The organism is Streptomyces sp. NPDC058052 (genome assembly GCF_042885515.1).
Classification (GTDB): domain Bacteria; phylum Actinomycetota; class Actinomycetes; order Streptomycetales; family Streptomycetaceae; genus Streptomyces.
In genome coordinates, this window is the sequence record NZ_JBHVRX010000026.1 from 1 (window position 1) to 16,076 (window position 16,076).

Below are 16,076 nucleotides of genomic sequence, written 5' to 3' on the forward strand. Positions count from 1 at the left end.
GCCAGGGACAACTCCCTGGCGCCGCGCCCCTTTCCGTACCACCATGCCCCCATGAGCACGAGCGATACGGACGTGACCCGGTGGACGGTCTCCACCGTCCACACCGACATGTGGGCCGACCCCGACGACGACCCGCGCGAGCGGGGCGGCCCGGCCGTGACGGACGAGCGCGGCGCGCTCCTCGACGCCCTGCGCCACTTCCGGCTCACCCTGGAGCTGAAGTGCGAGGGGCTCGACGCGGAGCAGCTCGCCCGCCGTTCCGTCCCGCCGTCCACCATGTCGCTGCTCGGCCTCGTCCGGCACATGGCCGAGGACGAGCGTCACTTCCGGCGCCTCGCCGGTGAGGACGCCCCCCGGATCTACCGGACCCCGGACGACCGCGAGGCCGAGTGGACCGGCGCCGTCGCCGACCCGGCCGTGGTCGAGGAGGCCCGGCTGCGGTGGAAGGAGGAGGCGGAGGCCACCGACCGGTTCATCGCCGCCGCCCCCGACCTCGGCGCCCCCCTCGCCACCGGCGGCCCGCTGCGCGAACTCCTCACCATGCAGATCACCGAGTACGCCCGCCACTGCGGCCACGCCGACCTGCTGCGGGAGCGGGTCGACGGGCGCGTGGGGCAGTAGGCGTCAGCGGGGGGCCTTCTCGCCGTGCACGCGCGCGTACTCCGCCGCCAGCCACGGCGCCAGGCCGTCCAGGAGGACGCCCACCGCCTCCGGGTCGCGCGAGCGGCCCGCCGCGACCGCCCGGCCCATCTCACCCGCCCACTCCGGGTGGTACGAGGCGAACACCTCGGCCGACCGGTCGAGGTCGCTCGTCCACCCGCCCCACCGGTCCATCACCAGCGTCAGCCCGGTCCTGACGAGCCGGCGCCCCACGACCCGGCCCAGCTCCTCCCCGCGCGCGTGCCGCTCCCGCCAGCCGGGCAGCACCCGCCCGAGGTCGCCGTTGGTCTCCCGCGCGAGCAGCGAGGTCGGGCGGTACGACGGGAGCCGCTCCGCCAGGTCGGGGCCGAGCAGCGGGGTGCACAGGCAGGCCACGAAGAAACCCAGGTCGTACCGTTCGGCCTCGCTCAGCAGCACGTCCGCCGACGTCACCAGCGCGCCGGCCCCGTCGATCTGCGGGAAGCGGGCGTCCAGCGCGGCCTCCAGCGCCCGGGCGTCCGCCCGGTCCGCCGCCGTCGGCGCGGCGCGCAGCGCCAGCTGGAGGTCCAGGTCCGAGACCCCCGGCACCGCCGTGCCGCGCGGCACGCTCCCGTACAGGTACGCGCTGTGCAGCCGGTCCGGTCCGAAGACGGCGCCGATCTCCTTCCGGGCCGCCGCCACCACCGGCGCGAACGCCTCCGGCACCCGCTCCAGGGCGCCCTCGCGCGCGATCGTCCCGTCCGGGCGCAGGCCCTCCGTCATGCCGCCACCTCCGGCGGGGGCGTCGGCGCCCCCGGGAAGCGCAGGGTCGCGAGCGTGCCGCCGCCCTCCGCGGCGGAGAGCGCCACCGAGCCGCCCGTCTGCTTCACCGTGCGGGCCACGATCGACAGGCCCAGGCCCGAGCCGGGGAGGCTGCGGGCCGACGGGGAGCGCCAGAACCGGTCGAAGACGTGCGGGAGCTCGTCGGGGGCGATGCCGGGGCCGTGGTCCCGGACCGTCAGCTCGCCGCGCATCAGCGTCACCTCGACCGTGGAGCGGGGCGGCGAGAACTTCACCGCGTTGTCCAGCACGTTGACCAGCGCCCGCTCCAGCGCCGCCGGCTCCGCCCGGACGTACCAGGGCGCGAGGTCGGTGGTGAAGGCCAGCTCGGGTCCGCGCAGCCGCGCCCGCTCCAGCGCGGACCGCAGCACGGTGTGGAGCCCGACCACCTCCAGCGGCCCCGGGCGCACCGCGTCCGGCCGGGCCAGCTCCTGGAGGTCGCCGATGAGCGCGGCCAGCTCCGTCATCTGCGCCTTCACCGAGGCCATGAGCGCCCGCCGGTCCTCCGCCGGGATCGCCCGGCCGGTCTCGTCGCTGCGGGCGAGGAGCTCGATGTTGGTCCGCAGCGAGGTGAGCGGGGTCCGCAGCTCGTGCCCGGCGTCCGCGATCAGCCGCGCCTGCCGGTCCCGGGAGCTCTCCAGCGCCGCCGTCATCTGGTTGAAGGCCCGCGACAGCCGGGCGATCTCGTCCTCGCCCTCGGCCGGGATCCGTACGGTCAGGTCCTCCGTCGCGGCCATGTGCTCCACCGCGCCGGTCAGCCGGTGCACCGGCTCCAGGCCGGTCCGCGCGACCCACAGCCCGGCCGCGCCCGCGCCGATCACGCCGATGCCGGAGACCAGCAGCAGGACCCAGCCGAGCGTGGACATGGCGTTGTCGATCTCGGAGAGCGGGCGTGCCACGGAGACGGCGACGACGGTCGGCCTCTGCTGCGGGAAGCTCAGCCGGTACGAGGACGTGTAGACGCGCATCTCGCGCCCGCCGGTGTCCTTCGCCGTGTGCAGGACGTACGCGAGCGTGCCGCGGGCCACCGCCACATCGCCCTCGCCGGCCGGGATCGCCGCCTCGCCGGAGGTGCAGACGACGCCGGCCGCGTCGATGATCTGGACGGTGTAGCCGGCGGCCGGCTGCGGCTCCTCGCCCTGCCGGCACAGCGCGATCATGTTCTGGACCGCCCCCGGGTCGATCCGGGTGTTGCGCAGCGCGGCATCCATCTCGCCCTCCAGCTGCGCGCGGGTGACGAACCAGCAGGCCGCGGAGACGGCGGCGACCGCGACCGCCACCGCGAAGGCGGTGAGCAGCGCGAGGCGCGAGCGCAGCGGCCGGGAGCGGAACCAGGCGAGCGGGGTCCGGCGGTCGTGGGGGGCGGGGGGCGCGCTCATTCGGGCGCGCCTCCGCCGCGCAGCACGTACCCGACCCCGCGCACGGTGTGGACGAGGCGCGGTTCGCCGCCCGCCTCCGTCTTGCGCCGCAGGTACATCACGTACACGTCGAGCGAGTTCGAGCTCGGCTCGAAGTCGAAGCCCCACACGGCCTTGAGGATCTGCTCGCGGGTGAGGACCTGCCGGGGGTGCGCCAGGAACATCTCCAGGAGGGTGAACTCGGTGCGGGTCAGCTCGACGGGCCGCCCGGCGCGGGTCACCTCCCGGGTCGCCAGGTCCATCCGCAGGTCCTCGAAGGAGAGCACGTCCGCAGGCTCGGCGGACGCGGCCGTCGGGGCGGTGTAGGAGCTGCGGCGGAGCAGGGCGCGGATGCGGGCGAAGAGCTCGTCGAGCTCGAAGGGCTTCACGAGGTAGTCGTCGGCGCCGGCGTCGAGGCCGGTGACCCGGTCGCCGACGGTGTCGCGGGCGGTCAGCATGAGGATGGGGACGGTGGAGCCGGCGGCCCGGATCCGGCGGGCCGCCGTGAGCCCGTCCATGCGGGGCATCTGGACGTCGAGGACGACGAGGTCGGGGGCGTACGACTCCATGGCGGCGAGCGCGTCGACACCGTCGACGGCCTCCCGGGTCGCGTACCCCTCGAAGGCGAGGGAGCGCCGCAGGGCCTCCCGCACGGCGGGTTCGTCGTCGACGATGAGGATGCGTTCGGATGCGTTCGGCTGCCCACTGCTCATGGGGTCAGCGTCCCATGCGTTCAGCTCGGGCCGCCCGAGCGGAGGGCGTCGAGATCGGCCTTGAGGGTGTTCACCGGGATGGCGAATCCGAGGCCGACGCTGCCCGCCGCGGAACTGTTCGAAGAACTGGGCGAATACATGGCCGAATTGATCCCGATGATCTCGCCGTTCATATTGATCAGCGCGCCGCCGGAATTCCCCGGGTTGAGCGAGGCGTCGGTCTGGATCGCCTTGTACGTGGTCTTCGAGGTGCCGGTGTCGCCGTTGAACTGCTGTCCGCCGAACTCGAACGGCCAGCCCTGTCGCGGGTCCCACTGCTGCTGGCCCTGGCCGCCGCCGGTGTCGCCGTCGGTGTCCTTGGCGACCGTGACGTCCCGGTCGAGGGCGGAGACGATGCCGCTGGTGACGGTGCCGGTGAGGCCCTCGGGGGAGCCGATGGCGACGACCTCGTCGCCGACCTTCACCCGGGAGGAGTCGCCGAGGGTGGCGGCCTTCAGGCCGGAGGCGTCCTGGAGCTTGATGAGGGCGAGGTCCTTGTCGGGGTCCTTGCCGACGACCTCGGCCCGGTAGGTCTTGCCGTCGCTGGTCCGCACGGTGATCTCGGAGGCCCCGGAGATCACGTGGTTGTTGGTGACGATCTCGCCGTCGGCGGTGATGATCACGCCGGAGCCGGTGGACTGGCCCGAGGCCGAGCTCGCGGAGATCTCGACGATCGACGGGGAGACGGCCTCGGCGACCCCGGCGACCGTGCCGGTGCTGCTCGCGGAGACGTTGGTGCCGCTCACCGCGGAGGAGGACGCGGCGGTGGCGGGGGAGTCCGCGGTCATCTGCTGGACCAGCGTGGCGGTGCCGCCGCCGATCGCCGCGGCCGCGATGGCCACGGCCGCCATCAGGCCGACCCCGCGCTTGGCGCGCCGGCGGGAGACGGGAGGCAGGACGGGCGCCGGTCCGGCGGTCGCGTACGACGGGTCGGCCGGAGGAGGGGTGTGCCCGCCGCCCGGTCCGGACGGCCACACGGTGGTGCCCGGCTCGGTGGTGATCGGCCGCGTCGGCTCGAACGGCGGGCGCGGCGGGTGCGGCGGGTGGTACGGCTGCTGGGGCTGCTGGTGGTCCGTCATGGCTCCGACTCTCGGCGCGCGAGATGAGAACCGCCTGAGGACCGGCTGAGAAGCCCGACAGAACCCTGTATGCCCGAAATAAAGAAGAGCCCGGGAGGGGGGCCGGGACCGTCAGCGGCAGCCGCAGGAGCGGCGGACCACCAGCGCCGACGGGAACTGCTTGACGCGCTCGCGGCGGGAGCCGTTGACCCGGATCGAGTCGTCGAGGACCAGGTCCACCGCGGCCCGGGCCATCGCCGGACGGTCGGAGAAGACGGTGGTGAGCGGCGGGTCGGTGAGCGCCGCCTCCTTCACGTCGTCGAAGCCCGCCACCGCCAGCTCGGTCGGCACGTCGATGCGCAGCTCGCGGGCGGCCCGCAGCACGCCGAACGCCTGGTCGTCGGTGGAGCAGAAGATGGCCGGCGGCCTGTCCGGCCCCGCGAGCAGCTTCAGGGCCACCTGGTAGGCGTCGTAGCGGTTGTACGGGGCCTCGAAGAGCCGGCCCTCGACCTCGCGGCCGGCCTCCAGCATGGCGCGCCGCCAGCCCTCGACGTGGTCGGCGACCGGGTCGCCGACGGCGGGGGTGTTGGGGACGCCGCCGAGGCAGGCCACGTACGGGTGGCCGTGCTCCAGGAGGTGCCGGGTGGCGAGCTGGGCGCCGCCGATGTCGTCGGTCACGACGGCCACGTCGTCGATCGCCTCGGGCCGCTCGTGCAGCAGCACCACGCGCGCGTCCCACGCCTCGATCTCGCTCGCGGCCTGCTCGCTCATGCCCTGGCTGACCAGGATCAGTCCGGAGACCCGCATGCCGAGGAAGGCGCGCAGGTAGTGGATCTCGCGCTCGGTCCGGTAGTCGGAGTTGCCGACGAGGACCATCTTCCCGCGCTCGGCGGCGGCCTGCTCGACCGCGTGCGCCATCTCCGCGAAGAAGGGCTGGCGCGCGTCCGGGACGATCATGCCTATGAGATCCGTGCGGCGGGACGCCATCGCCTGGGCCACCCGGTCGGGGCGGTAGCCCAGCTCCTTGATGGCGGCGAGGACACGCTCGCGCGTGGCCGGGGCGACCGGCCGGGGTCCGTTGTTGATGACGTAACTCACGACCGCAGTCGAAGTACCCGCCAGTCGCGCTACGTCATCCCGCGTCACCTTGGCCACGCGCGGAAGTCTACGCGGGGTGACCTACCTACTGGCAGGTCGCACTGTGGCATACGCCACGTTACCGTCCCTCTAACGGGTGGTGTCAGCCGTGGCGGCCTTGACTCCGGTGCCGGAGCGGGCCTTCTCGCGGGTGTCCTGTCCCGCTTCCACCCCCTTCGTCCCGGCCGGTTCCTCGGAAGCCTTCGCGTCCTTGGCGCGGGCCTCCTCGGCGGCCCGGTCGACCTTCTCGGGCGTGACGAAGCGGTATCCCACGTTGCGGACGGTCCCGATGAGCGACTCGTGCTCCGGGCCGAGCTTCGCCCGCAGCCGCCGCACGTGGACGTCGACCGTCCGGGTGCCGCCGAAGTAGTCGTACCCCCACACCTCCTGGAGCAGCTGCGCGCGGGTGAAGACCCGGCCCGGGTGCTGCGCCAGGTACTTCAGCAGCTCGAACTCCTTGAAGGTCAGGTCCAGGACCCGGCCCTTCAGCTTGGCGCTGTACGTGGCCTCGTCCACCGACAGGTCGCCGTTGCGGATCTCCATCGGGGAGTCGTCCGCGACGATCTGCTGGCGGCCCAGCGCGAGCCGCAGCCGGGCCTCGACCTCGGCCGGACCCGCCGTGTCGAGCAGCACGTCGTCGATGCCCCAGTCCGCGGTGACGGCCGCCAGGCCGCCCTCCGTGACCACCAGGATCAGCGGACAGCCCGGACCGGTGGAGCGCAGCAGCTGGCAGAGCGAGCGGACCTGCGGCAGATCGCGCCGGCCGTCGACGAGGATCACGTCCGCGCCCGGGGTGTCCACCAGCGCCGGGCCCTCCGCCGGGGCCACCCGCACGTTGTGCAGCAGCAGGCCGAGGGCGGGCAGCACCTCGGTCGACGGCTGGAGGGCGTTGGTCAGAAGCAGCAGAGAACTCATCGCGACACTCCACCTGTCCGGATCGTCGGCCTCGTCGGTCGGTCGTGCTTCGTACGCTCGTCCATACGTCGGTTCCTCCTCGGTCCCTGCGAGGACGTCTGCGGTACTGCGGTCTCACGTGCTGCTCTCGCGCCCTGAGAGCTTTTGTTCATCCGTCCGTAACAACGGCCGGAAAACGCAAAAGGACCCGGTGGCGACGTCGCCCGGATCCTCTGCCTAGGAGAATAGCCCACATGAGTTCCGAGGCAGAGGGCCGATTTCACATGATGGATGTTTCCTCGCTCACTTCCGGACCTCGCCGCGCAATGCTGCGGACGGAGGACGGCGTCCGTATCGAGGCGGTTCACGAACCCTTCCCGGCCAGTGTCGCCGACACCGCCGTCGTCGTCGCGCACGGCTTCACGGGCTCCCTCGACCGGCCCGCCGTCCGCCGCGCCGCCGAGGTCCTCGGCCGGCACGCGGCGGCCGTCGTCACCTTCTCCTTCCGCGGCCACGGCGGCTCCGGCGGCCTCTCCACCGTCGGCGACCGCGAGGTCCTGGACCTCGCCGCCGCCGTCCGCTGGGCCCGGGAGCTGGGCCACGCGCGCGTGGCGACCGTCGGCTTCTCCATGGGCGGCTCGGTCGTCCTCCGGCAGGCCGCCCTCGACCGCGGCACCGACGCAGGGCCCGACGCGGTCGCCGCCGTCTCCGCCCCCGCCCGCTGGTACTACCGGGGGACGGCCCCGATGCGCCGCCTCCACTGGGTGGTCACCCGCCCGGTCGGCCGGATCGTCGGCCGGTACGGGCTCCGCGTCCGCATCGACCGCCGCGCCTGGGACCCCGTCCCCCTCTCCCCGGTCGAGGCGGCCGCGCGGATCGCCCCCACCCCGCTGCTCGTCGTCCACGGCGACCGGGACGCCTACTTCCCCCTCGACCACCCGCGGACCCTGGCCGCGGCCGGCGGCGCCGAGCTGTGGCTGGAGCCCGGCATGGGCCACGCCGAGAACGCCGCCGGCGAGGAGCTGCTCGACCGGCTCGGCGCCTGGCTCGTCCGCCGATAGCCCATCATGGGGGGCGGCGCGCACACGAACGAAGGGAGCGCCGCTATGGCAGCGGGAACCATCCGCTACTGGGCCGCGGCCAAGGCCGCCGCCGGGATCGCCGAGGAGCCGTACACCGCCGAGACCCTCGCCGAGGCCCTGGAAGCGGTCCGGGCGAACCACCCGGGCGAACTGGTCCGGGTCCTCCTGCGGTGCTCGTTCCTCGTCGACGGCGACCCGGTCGGCACCCGCGCCCATGAGACGGTACGGCTTGCCGAGGGCGGCACGGTCGAGGTGCTCCCCCCGTTCGCAGGAGGGTGAACCCCACAGCATGAGCAACGACCAGCAGTACGGCGGGCAGCCGTACGACCCGAACGCGTACGACCCCTCGGTCACCCAGACCTGGGAGGGCCAGACCTGGGACACCACGTACCAGCCCGCGGTCCGGCCGCCGCAGGAGCAGCCGCACGGGTACCCGTACGCGGACCCCGCCCAGGCCCACCAGGCCCCGCAGGCCCACCAGGCCCCGCAGGCGTACGGGACCGGGGCGTACCCGCAGGAGGCGTACGGGCAGCAGGCCGCCGCCCTGGGCGGCCACCCGCAGGAGGCGTACCCCCAGGAGCCGTACCCCCAGGCGTACGCCCAGGAGCCGTACCCGCAGGCGCACGCCCATCCGCGGCCGCTGCCGGAGGCCCACGCCCCGGCGCCCGCCCCGGTGGCCGAGCCCGCGCCCGTCCCCGCCCCGGTCCCCGCCCCGGTCCCCGCCCCGGCCGTGGACGCCGGCGGGCCCGCGTACTCCTCGCCGACCACCTCCGGCAACACCCGGATCACCGACGCCCAGCGCGCGCGTGCCGAGGGCCGGTCGCCGATCATCGAGCCCGGGATGCGCCCCGCCGCCCTGACGGCCGTCCTCGGCCTGCTGCTGGCCGGCGGCGCCGCGCTCGGTCCGTACGGGCTCCTCCTGCCGCTGGTCGCGCTCCAGGGACTCACCGCCGCCGGCTGGTTCCGGCTCAACGGCATGTGGCCCGCCCGCCAGGGCATCGCCCTCGCCTTCCTCGGCGGCCTCGTCGCCGACGCCGCCCTGCTCGCCGCGGGCCGCGAGCACGCGGCCCCCGCGATCCTCGGCACCCTCGGCGTCTGGGTCCTGCTCAGCCTGGTCCTCCAGCTCCGCAGCCACGCCGACCCCGACGAGCGCATGTACGGCCTCATGGCCACGGTCGCCTCGGCCGCGCTCGCCGTCCTCGCCGCCGGACACCTCGGCGCCGAACCGGACGCGGTGGTGGCCGGCTCGGCCGCCGTCGCCGCGACCGTCCTCGCCCGGGCGCTCCCGCTGCCCGGCCCCGTCTCCCTCGTCGTCTCGCTGCTCGCCGCCGCCGGCGCGGGCGTCGCCGCCGGCGCGTTCAACGGCATGGGCGCCTCCGCGGCCCTCCTCGGCCTCGCCACCGGCGTCTGCGCCCTCGTCGGCCTGCGGGTGGCCAGCTACGACTACCCGTCCCGCTTCGTGCACATGACGGCCGGCGTGGCCCTGCCGCTGACGGCGGCCGCCCCCGCCGTGTACCTTCTCGGCCGCGCCCTGGTCTGAGCGGACCACCGGACCCCGGTCCGGCCGCACCGCCCGGGGACCCGGGAACCACTCGGCCCCCCGACACGTCGATCTTCGTGCCGGGGGGCCGGCACACATCTTCGGCAAATGGGGGAAGTCAGCCATGCGAGCACTTCGGATCCTGCTGGTCGTGGCCGTCGTGCTGGGCGGGATCCTGGTCGGCGGCGACCGGCTGGCCGCCGCCTGGGCGGAGTCGGAGGTCGCGGGACGCGCCTCCCTCGCGGGCGGCAGGACCGACTCCGTCGAGGTGGACATCAAGGGGTTCCCCTTCCTCACCCAGGCCGCCGACAAGCGCTTCGGCGAGGTCGAGGTGATCGCCCGGGGCGTCCACACCCAGGCCGGCGGCAAGCCCGTCCGGATCGGCGAGCTCACCGTCGCCCTGCGGGACGTGACCGTGACCGGCGACTGGACCGGAGCCCGGGCCGCCTCGGCCACCGGGACCGCCCTCATCTCGTACGCGGACCTGGTCGCCGCCTCGGAGCGGGCCACCGCCATGGAGTACGGCGGCCCCGGCAAGGTGAAGGTGACGGGCAGCGTCGAGGTCCTGGGCCGCAAGGTGACCCGGACCGTCGTGTCCTCGGTCACCCTGGTCGAGGGCGACACCATCCGGGTCCGCGCCGACGAGGTGCCCGGCGGGGGCATCCCGCTCCTGGAGGACATGATCCGCGAGCGCACCGACTTCGAGCGCCCGCTCGGAAAGGTCGCCGGCATGCGGGTCTCCAAGGTCGAACCGCGCCCCGAGGGGCTCGCGGTGACGGTGACCGGCAAGGACGTCGCGGTCGCGGGCTGAAACGGCCCCACTTTCACATACTGAGACGACGTCGTCCGATCCGCAGAAGCGCGGGCCGGGACGGCAGTCCGCCGGGGTCCGGCGGCCCCTCGGAGACGCATGTGGTCTCACACTTCGGACGATCGCGTCTCACCATACGACACGCCGGTGACACGGTCGCCTGTCCGTCCCTACGATCGACGGCATGAAGCGACAGGCGGAACTCACGAAGCGGCGGGCAGTAGACCTGTGCCGCATCGCCGCCATGCTCTGTCGCCCCGTCTGAGCGGGACGCGCTCCGCGCCCGTATTCCCCGGCCCACCGACCCCTCCCCGGTCGGGGCCGAACTGCGAAGCACCACGCCGTCGGGCGCACGCCACGACGCGTACCCGCACATGCAGCACCACCCCCGCACCACACCGCCGCACACTGCCCCGGAGGAGAAACAGCATGGCTCGCAGCGACGTACTGGTCGACGCCGACTGGGTCGAGGCCAACCTCGACAACCCGGCCGTCGCGATCGTCGAGGTCGACGAGGACACCGCCGCCTACGACAAGAACCACATCCGCAACGCCATCCGGATCGACTGGACCAAGGACCTCCAGGACCCGGTCCGCCGTGACTTCATCGACCAGGAGGGCTTCGAGAAGCTCCTCTCGGCCAAGGGCATCGGCAACGACACCACGGTCGTCCTCTACGGCGGCAACAACAACTGGTTCGCCTCGTACGCCTACTGGTACTTCAAGCTCTACGGCCACCAGGACGTCAAGCTCCTCGACGGCGGCCGCAAGAAGTGGGAGCTCGACTCCCGCGACCTGGTCGACGGCTCCGAGGTCCCCAGCCGCCCGGCCACCGCGTACAAGGCCCAGGCCCAGGACGTCTCCATCCGCGCCTTCCGCGACGACGTCGTGGCCGCGATCGGCACCCAGAACCTGGTCGACGTCCGCTCGCCCGACGAGTTCTCCGGCAAGCTGCTCGCCCCGGCCCACCTCCCCCAGGAGCAGTCGCAGCGCCCGGGCCACGTCCCGTCCGCCCGCAACATCCCGTGGTCGAAGAACGCCAACGACGACGGCACCTTCAAGTCCGACGACGACCTCAAGGCCCTCTACGAGGCCGAGCAGGTCGACCTGGCGAAGGACACCGTCGCCTACTGCCGCATCGGTGAGCGCTCCGCGCTGACCTGGTTCGTCCTGCACGAGCTCCTCGAGGTCCCGAACGTCAAGAACTACGACGGCTCCTGGACCGAGTACGGCTCCCTCGTGGGCGTGCCGATCGAGCTCGGCGCCGGCAAGTAAGACTCCCCCTCGCGACAGGAACAGGACGTAACAACATGTGTGGAGCACAGGTCGGCGGCCCCGACGTCAGCACGCTCAAGCCCGGTGAGACGGCCATCCAGGGCCAGGTGACCAAGGACGGCGAGCCCGTCACCGGTTACGTGCGCCTGCTGGACTCCTCCGGCGAGTTCACCGCCGAGGTCCCCACCTCCGCCACCGGCCAGTTCCGCTTCTACGCGGCCACCGGCGAGTGGACCCTCCGGGCCCTCGTCCCCGGCGCCCAGGCCGACCGCAAGGTCGTCGTCACCGAGACGGGCAGCCTGACGGACGTCGCCATCGCCGTCTGAGCGAACCCACCGCGACAGCGGTGCACGAACGGCCGGAGGGCCGTGCCTCCTGGGGGGTTGGACGCCATCACCAGGACTCGAGGCACGGCCCTCCGGTCTCTCCATGTCACCCTGCCGCCGCCTGTCCGCCGGCCCCGCGCGGTCGTACGCTGAAGGTGTGTACGCACGGCGTCGGCACGTCTACTTCTGGATGATGGGTGCCTGCCTGGTCCTCTTCGTGGGCGCCTGGGCCGTCGTGCGGCTGTTCTCCATGCCGGTGGCCGTCGGCATGTGCGTCGTGGCCATGGTGATCCCGCCCGTGGCCGCGATGGTGGCGAACCGGCGGGGGCCCGAGGACCGGTGGTGGGACGATCCCTCGGGCGACCCGAAGTCGGACGAGTGGTGGGACGAGCTCGACGGCAAGAAGCGCCGGGATCAGTAGACGAGCGCCTGGGTCCCGTCGGCCATGGCCTCCTGGACGAAGACCTGGGCGCCGGCGATCCGGACGCCGTCGAGGACGTCCTTCTCGGTGATCTCGCGGCGGGCCGCGCACTGGGTGCACAGGGTGATCCGGCCGGCGGCCAGGATCGAGTCGATGAGGTCCGGCAGCGGCGCCGCGTGTGGCAGCTCGAACTCCGCCGCCCTGCCCGGCAGGGCGAACCACGAGGACTCGCCGGTCAGCCACAGCGACACCTCGACACCGCTCGCGACGGCGACCGCCGCCACGGTGAATGCCTGGGAGCAGCGTTCGGGGGCGTCGGCCCCGGCGGTCACCTTGATCACGAGCTTCTTCGCCATGCACCGAACTGTAATGCGGCGTCCCGCGACTTCACGCGTGGCTCACGGGGCGCGGCCGCTCGGGCGACGCGATCACGGGAGACCCACCTCACCGAGTGGGCCGGGCCCCCGCCCACTAAGCTGGGGTCCGGCCCGTTCCGCCTCCACCGCTCAGCCGAGGAGCACCCTGTGATCATTTTCTTCGAGACCCTGCTGGTCCTGGTCGCCGTCGGCGTGCTCGCCTTCGCGGGTCTGACCGTGAAGAAGCTGTACCAGGGCCAGCGCTGACCTTCCGGTCCCTCCTCGTTCACCGGTCCCCCTTCACAGATCGTCTGAGTCGCTCATGATCCAGATCCCGTCCGACCTCAACCCGGACCTCGTCCCGCTCGCGTTCCTCCTCGGAACCTGGGAGGGCGCCGGCGTCTCCGACTTCCCGGGCGCCGAGAAGTGCAACTTCGGCCAGTCCGTGACCTTCAGCCACGACGGCCGGGACTTCCTCGAGTACCACTCGCACTCCTGGGTCCTCGACGAGGAGGGCAACAAGGTCCGCCCGCTGGAGAGCGAGAGCGGCTTCTGGCGGATCGACAAGGACCGCAAGGTCGAGGTCGTCATGGTCCGCGACGACGGCGTCGTCGAGGTCTGGTACGGCGAGCTCGCCGACCAGAAGCCGCAGATCGACCTGGCGACCGACGCCGTCGCCCGCACCGCCGCCTCCGGCCCGTACTCCGGCGGCAAGCGCCTCTACGGCTACGTCAAGAGCGACCTGATGTGGGTCGGCGAGAAGGCGACCCCCGAGGTCCCGCTCCGCCCCTACATGTCGGCGCACCTCAAGAAGGTCGTCACCCCGGAAGAGGTCGCCGAGATGGCGCGCAACCTTCCGGACATGCCGGACGACGGCATCGCCTTCTTCAAGTAGGACCACCGGTGACCCGCCGCGCCCTCCTACACTGGGGGGCGTGGTGAGCACCGACTGGAAGAGTGACCTGCGGCGGCGCGGGTACCGGCTGACGCCGCAGCGGCAGCTGGTCCTGGAGGCCGTGGACGTGCTGGAGCACGCCACGCCCGACGACATCCTCGTCGAGGTCCGCAGGACCGCTTCCGGGGTGAACATCTCCACCGTGTACCGGACCCTGGAGCTCCTGGAGGAGCTCGGGCTGGTCAGTCACGCGCATCTGGGGCACGGGGCCCCGACGTACCACCTCGCGGACCGGCACCACCATCTGCACCTGGTGTGCCGGGACTGCTCGGAGGTGATCGAGGCGGACGTGGAGGTGGCCGCGGAGTTCACCGGGAAGCTCCGGGAGACCTTCGGGTTCGAGACGGACATGAAGCACTTCGCGATCTTCGGCCGGTGTGCCGACTGCTCCCGCAGGGCCGCCGCCGAGGAGTCGTAGGCTTTTCCCATGAAGAGCTCCTTGCTGTCCCTGCCCGGCGCCGTTCCGGCCGAAGGCCGTGACGAAGGCGTCGCCGCCCACTACGGCGACCTGTTCCGCGAGCAGCGGGCCCTCGCCGACGGCACCGGCTTCGTCGACCTGTCGCATCGCGGCGTCCTGACCGTCACCGGTGACGACCGGCTGAGCTGGCTGCACCTCCTGCTCACCCAGCACGTCAGCGAACTCCCGGCCGGCCAGGCCACGGAGGCGCTGATCCTCTCCGCGAACGGGCACATCGAGCACGCCCTCTCCCTCGTCGACGACGGCGAGACGGTGTGGGCGCACGTGGAGCCGGGGACGCAGGGCGAGCTGATCGCCTACCTGGAGTCGATGAAGTTCTTCTACCGGGTCGAGGTCGCCGACCGGACGGAGGAGTTCGCCGTCGTGCACCTGCCGGCCGGCTCCACCGCGGAGTCGCCCGAGGGCGTGGTCGTACGGGAGACGGCGTACGGCCGTGATCTGTTCCTGCCGCGCGCGGAGCTGGAGTCCTTCGCCGCCACGCACGGGCCCGCCGCGGGCGTCCTCGCCTACGAGGCGCTGCGCGTGGAGGGGCACCGGCCGCGGCTCGGCTTCGAGACCGACCACCGGACGATCCCGCACGAGGTCGGGCTGATCGGCACCGCGGTGCACCTCCAGAAGGGCTGCTACCGGGGGCAGGAGACGGTCGCGCGGGTGCAGAACCTGGGCAAGCCGCCGCGCCGCCTGGTCTTCCTGCACCTGGACGGCAGCGAGGTCACGCTGCCCGGCCACGGCACGCCGCTGCGGCTCGCCGCGGACGGTCCGGACGGGCGGCAGCTCGGTTTCGTGACGACGGCGGTGCGCCACCACGAGCTGGGGCCGATCGCGCTGGCGCTGGTGAAGCGGAACGTCCCGGTGGACGCGCCGCTGGTGGCGGGGACGACGGCCGCCGCGCAGGAGACCGTCGTCGAGCCGTAGGGACGGCCAGGCCGTTTCTCCCGGATCGGCCCGGCGCGATCCGCAAGAGACGGCCTAGACCTCCAGCAGGACCGTGAACGGGCCGTGGTTGGTGAGGCTGACGCGCATGTCGGCCCCGAAGCGGCCCGTCTCCACGTGGGCGCCGAGTTTCCGCAGCTGGGCGACGACCTCGTCGACGAGGGGTTCGGCGACGGGGCCCGGGGCGGCGGCGTTCCAGGTGGGGCGGCGGCCCTTGCGGGCGTCGCCGTAGAGCGTGAACTGGGAGATCACCAGGAGCGGGGCGTCCACGTCCGAGCAGGACCTCTCGTCCTCCAGTACCCGGACGGACCAGAGCTTTCTGGCCAATCGGGCCGCCGTCTCCACGGTGTCGTCGTGGGTGACGCCCACCAGGACGCACAGCCCCTCACCGGTGATCTCGCCGACCGTCTCCCCTGCGACGACGACCTTCGCGCCGTCCACCCTCTGCACCACAGCTCGCATGGGTCCCAACCTACCGATCGGGGATTTCTGGGGGCCGAACGGGTGCAGAGCGCCTGCACGCGCGCGTGCCCAGGTGGCACCATGCCAGGAGGCGGTGCGGCTCCGCACCGGTCGAGGGGACGATTCTCATGAGTGCATCCAGCACCGGGCCGACGCCGTCCGGCCCCGTACCGCTGATCCGCTCCGCCGGCGCGCTGCCCGGCGGGCCGGTCGCGCGGCCGCCCGTGCAGCGGACCGCGGAGCCGGGGCCGTCCGGTCGCCCGGGGCACGACCTGGGCGGGCTGCGCCTGTCCGAGCTGCGGGCGCTGCGCCGGGACGCGCAGAGCGACGAGGCCGATCTCAGCTATGTGCGGCGGATGCTCCAGGGGCGGATCGACATCCTGCGGGCCGAGCTGGCGCGCCGGACCGACCCGGAGGCGCCGGTGCTCGACCGGCTCTCCGAGATCCTCGCGGACGTGCCGTCCCGGCACCGGACGTCGGCCCGGCACGTGACGCTCTCGACGCCGCGCGGGGAGGAGTACCGGCGGCTGGCGGCCGAGATGCTGTCGGAGGTCGAGCTGTCGGACCTGACGGCCCGGACGGACGAGGAGCTGCACACCGGGATGGGGCGGCTCGCCGGGTACGAGCAGCAGATCTCGCAGCGCCGTCAGGCGCTCCAGCGGACCGCCGACGACTGCGGTGCGGAGATCGCCCGCCGCTACCGGGAGGGCGAGGCGCAGGTCGACGACCTGCTCGCCTGAC

General features: G+C 73.2%; 21 protein-coding genes. 13 read left to right on the forward strand and 8 right to left on the reverse strand.

Going from position 1 to position 16,076, the window contains the following annotated elements; all coding sequences use genetic code 11:
• Window positions 1-51: 51 nt before the first annotated feature.
• Window positions 52-621: a DinB family protein gene (locus ACFVU3_RS29125; protein ID WP_390070806.1), complete on the forward strand. Its 570-nt coding sequence runs from the start codon at window positions 52-54 to the stop codon at window positions 619-621.
• A 3-nt stretch (window positions 622-624) separates the two neighbouring features.
• Here the strand turns inward: ACFVU3_RS29125 and ACFVU3_RS29130 are convergent, their stop codons facing one another.
• The 6 genes from ACFVU3_RS29130 to ACFVU3_RS29155 all read right to left on the reverse strand — a co-directional run bounded on the left by ACFVU3_RS29130 (window position 625) and on the right by ACFVU3_RS29155 (window position 6,717).
• Window positions 625-1,401 (reverse strand): nucleotidyltransferase, encoded by a 777-nt coding sequence (locus ACFVU3_RS29130; RefSeq protein WP_390070808.1) that lies wholly within the window; start codon window positions 1,399-1,401, stop codon window positions 625-627.
• A complete protein-coding gene (locus tag ACFVU3_RS29135) occupies window positions 1,398-2,837 on the reverse strand; it encodes a sensor histidine kinase (protein WP_390070810.1) in 1,440 nt (479 codons plus the stop codon). Before ACFVU3_RS29135 ends, ACFVU3_RS29130 begins: the two co-directional genes overlap by 4 nt.
• Window positions 2,834-3,568: a response regulator transcription factor gene (locus ACFVU3_RS29140; protein WP_390070812.1), complete on the reverse strand. Its 735-nt coding sequence runs from the start codon at window positions 3,566-3,568 to the stop codon at window positions 2,834-2,836. The genes ACFVU3_RS29135 and ACFVU3_RS29140 overlap by 4 nt, the downstream gene beginning before the upstream one ends.
• A gap of 20 nt (window positions 3,569-3,588) precedes the next feature.
• Window positions 3,589-4,686 carry a S1C family serine protease gene (locus ACFVU3_RS29145; RefSeq protein ID WP_390070814.1) on the reverse strand — a complete coding sequence of 366 codons (1,098 nt, stop codon included), beginning with the start codon at window positions 4,684-4,686 and terminating at the stop codon, window positions 3,589-3,591.
• A gap of 111 nt (window positions 4,687-4,797) precedes the next feature.
• Window positions 4,798-5,820: a LacI family DNA-binding transcriptional regulator gene (locus tag ACFVU3_RS29150; protein WP_390070815.1), complete on the reverse strand. Its 1,023-nt coding sequence runs from the start codon at window positions 5,818-5,820 to the stop codon at window positions 4,798-4,800.
• Window positions 5,821-5,892: 72 nt separating this feature from the next.
• Complete coding sequence (locus ACFVU3_RS29155; protein WP_390070817.1) at window positions 5,893-6,717, reverse strand: response regulator transcription factor; 825 nt, start codon at window positions 6,715-6,717, stop codon at window positions 5,893-5,895.
• 233 nt (window positions 6,718-6,950) lie between these two features.
• On the opposite strand from ACFVU3_RS29155, the gene ACFVU3_RS29160 reads away from it, so the two are divergent.
• From ACFVU3_RS29160 to ACFVU3_RS29195, 8 genes are all read left to right on the forward strand, one after another.
• Window positions 6,951-7,757 (forward strand): alpha/beta hydrolase, encoded by an 807-nt coding sequence (locus tag ACFVU3_RS29160; protein WP_390070818.1) that lies wholly within the window; start codon window positions 6,951-6,953, stop codon window positions 7,755-7,757.
• 45 nt (window positions 7,758-7,802) lie between these two features.
• Complete coding sequence (locus tag ACFVU3_RS29165) at window positions 7,803-8,057, forward strand: MoaD/ThiS family protein (protein WP_390070820.1); 255 nt, start codon at window positions 7,803-7,805, stop codon at window positions 8,055-8,057.
• 10 nt (window positions 8,058-8,067) lie between these two features.
• Window positions 8,068-9,318: a hypothetical protein gene (locus ACFVU3_RS29170; RefSeq protein WP_390070822.1), complete on the forward strand. Its 1,251-nt coding sequence runs from the start codon at window positions 8,068-8,070 to the stop codon at window positions 9,316-9,318.
• Between the two features lie 124 nt (window positions 9,319-9,442).
• Window positions 9,443-10,129: a DUF2993 domain-containing protein gene (locus tag ACFVU3_RS29175; RefSeq protein ID WP_390070824.1), complete on the forward strand. Its 687-nt coding sequence runs from the start codon at window positions 9,443-9,445 to the stop codon at window positions 10,127-10,129.
• 184 nt (window positions 10,130-10,313) lie between these two features.
• On the forward strand, window positions 10,314-10,394 hold the full coding sequence (locus tag ACFVU3_RS29180; RefSeq protein WP_351102991.1) for an Ms5788A family Cys-rich leader peptide: 81 nt from the start codon (window positions 10,314-10,316) through the stop codon (window positions 10,392-10,394).
• Between the two features lie 164 nt (window positions 10,395-10,558).
• On the forward strand, window positions 10,559-11,404 hold the full coding sequence (locus tag ACFVU3_RS29185; protein WP_390070825.1) for a sulfurtransferase: 846 nt from the start codon (window positions 10,559-10,561) through the stop codon (window positions 11,402-11,404).
• A 35-nt stretch (window positions 11,405-11,439) separates the two neighbouring features.
• Window positions 11,440-11,730 (forward strand): DUF1416 domain-containing protein, encoded by a 291-nt coding sequence (locus tag ACFVU3_RS29190; RefSeq protein ID WP_043226222.1) that lies wholly within the window; start codon window positions 11,440-11,442, stop codon window positions 11,728-11,730.
• A 103-nt stretch (window positions 11,731-11,833) separates the two neighbouring features.
• A complete protein-coding gene (locus ACFVU3_RS29195) occupies window positions 11,834-12,151 on the forward strand; it encodes a DUF3099 domain-containing protein (protein ID WP_390070827.1) in 318 nt (105 codons plus the stop codon).
• Here ACFVU3_RS29195 and ACFVU3_RS29200 read toward each other — a convergent pair.
• Complete coding sequence (locus ACFVU3_RS29200) at window positions 12,145-12,507, reverse strand: DsrE family protein (RefSeq protein ID WP_390070829.1); 363 nt, start codon at window positions 12,505-12,507, stop codon at window positions 12,145-12,147. The two genes, ACFVU3_RS29195 and ACFVU3_RS29200, sit on opposite strands and share 7 nt — an antisense overlap.
• A gap of 322 nt (window positions 12,508-12,829) precedes the next feature.
• Here ACFVU3_RS29200 and ACFVU3_RS29205 point away from each other — a divergent pair, with 322 nt between their 5' ends.
• Genes ACFVU3_RS29205 through ACFVU3_RS29215 form a run of 3 tightly spaced genes read left to right on the forward strand, consistent with a single transcriptional unit; the run spans window position 12,830 to window position 14,855 of the window.
• Complete coding sequence (locus ACFVU3_RS29205) at window positions 12,830-13,402, forward strand: FABP family protein (RefSeq protein ID WP_390070830.1); 573 nt, start codon at window positions 12,830-12,832, stop codon at window positions 13,400-13,402.
• Window positions 13,403-13,442: 40 nt separating this feature from the next.
• On the forward strand, window positions 13,443-13,880 hold the full coding sequence (locus ACFVU3_RS29210; RefSeq protein ID WP_390070832.1) for a Fur family transcriptional regulator: 438 nt from the start codon (window positions 13,443-13,445) through the stop codon (window positions 13,878-13,880).
• Between the two features lie 9 nt (window positions 13,881-13,889).
• On the forward strand, window positions 13,890-14,855 hold the full coding sequence (locus ACFVU3_RS29215; RefSeq protein ID WP_390070834.1) for a YgfZ/GcvT domain-containing protein: 966 nt from the start codon (window positions 13,890-13,892) through the stop codon (window positions 14,853-14,855).
• Between the two features lie 54 nt (window positions 14,856-14,909).
• Here ACFVU3_RS29215 and dtd read toward each other — a convergent pair whose 3' ends face one another.
• Window positions 14,910-15,335, reverse strand: coding sequence for a D-aminoacyl-tRNA deacylase (gene dtd / locus ACFVU3_RS29220; RefSeq protein WP_390070836.1), 426 nt, complete (start codon window positions 15,333-15,335; stop codon window positions 14,910-14,912).
• A 128-nt stretch (window positions 15,336-15,463) separates the two neighbouring features.
• Between dtd and ACFVU3_RS29225 the strand changes: the two genes are divergently transcribed.
• Complete coding sequence (locus ACFVU3_RS29225) at window positions 15,464-16,075, forward strand: ABC transporter substrate-binding protein (RefSeq protein WP_390070837.1); 612 nt, start codon at window positions 15,464-15,466, stop codon at window positions 16,073-16,075.
• Window position 16,076 lies beyond the last annotated feature (1 nt).

Coding starts and splice junctions, on each gene's coding strand:
- ACFVU3_RS29125 (WP_390070806.1), top strand. CDS start 52: ATGAGCACGAGCGATACGGACGTGACCCGGTGGACGGTCTCCACCGTC.
- ACFVU3_RS29130 (WP_390070808.1), bottom strand. CDS start 1,401: ATGACGGAGGGCCTGCGCCCGGACGGGACGATCGCGCGCGAGGGCGCC.
- ACFVU3_RS29135 (WP_390070810.1), bottom strand. CDS start 2,837: ATGAGCGCGCCCCCCGCCCCCCACGACCGCCGGACCCCGCTCGCCTGG.
- ACFVU3_RS29140 (WP_390070812.1), bottom strand. CDS start 3,568: ATGAGCAGTGGGCAGCCGAACGCATCCGAACGCATCCTCATCGTCGAC.
- ACFVU3_RS29145 (WP_390070814.1), bottom strand. CDS start 4,686: ATGACGGACCACCAGCAGCCCCAGCAGCCGTACCACCCGCCGCACCCG.
- ACFVU3_RS29155 (WP_390070817.1), bottom strand. CDS start 6,717: ATGAGTTCTCTGCTGCTTCTGACCAACGCCCTCCAGCCGTCGACCGAG.
- ACFVU3_RS29160 (WP_390070818.1), top strand. CDS start 6,951: ATGAGTTCCGAGGCAGAGGGCCGATTTCACATGATGGATGTTTCCTCG.
- ACFVU3_RS29165 (WP_390070820.1), top strand. CDS start 7,803: ATGGCAGCGGGAACCATCCGCTACTGGGCCGCGGCCAAGGCCGCCGCC.
- ACFVU3_RS29170 (WP_390070822.1), top strand. CDS start 8,068: ATGAGCAACGACCAGCAGTACGGCGGGCAGCCGTACGACCCGAACGCG.
- ACFVU3_RS29175 (WP_390070824.1), top strand. CDS start 9,443: ATGCGAGCACTTCGGATCCTGCTGGTCGTGGCCGTCGTGCTGGGCGGG.
- ACFVU3_RS29180 (WP_351102991.1), top strand. CDS start 10,314: ATGAAGCGACAGGCGGAACTCACGAAGCGGCGGGCAGTAGACCTGTGC.
- ACFVU3_RS29185 (WP_390070825.1), top strand. CDS start 10,559: ATGGCTCGCAGCGACGTACTGGTCGACGCCGACTGGGTCGAGGCCAAC.
- ACFVU3_RS29190 (WP_043226222.1), top strand. CDS start 11,440: ATGTGTGGAGCACAGGTCGGCGGCCCCGACGTCAGCACGCTCAAGCCC.
- ACFVU3_RS29195 (WP_390070827.1), top strand. CDS start 11,834: ATGTCACCCTGCCGCCGCCTGTCCGCCGGCCCCGCGCGGTCGTACGCT.
- ACFVU3_RS29200 (WP_390070829.1), bottom strand. CDS start 12,507: ATGGCGAAGAAGCTCGTGATCAAGGTGACCGCCGGGGCCGACGCCCCC.
- ACFVU3_RS29205 (WP_390070830.1), top strand. CDS start 12,830: ATGATCCAGATCCCGTCCGACCTCAACCCGGACCTCGTCCCGCTCGCG.
- ACFVU3_RS29215 (WP_390070834.1), top strand. CDS start 13,890: ATGAAGAGCTCCTTGCTGTCCCTGCCCGGCGCCGTTCCGGCCGAAGGC.
- dtd (WP_390070836.1), bottom strand. CDS start 15,335: ATGCGAGCTGTGGTGCAGAGGGTGGACGGCGCGAAGGTCGTCGTCGCA.
- ACFVU3_RS29225 (WP_390070837.1), top strand. CDS start 15,464: ATGAGTGCATCCAGCACCGGGCCGACGCCGTCCGGCCCCGTACCGCTG.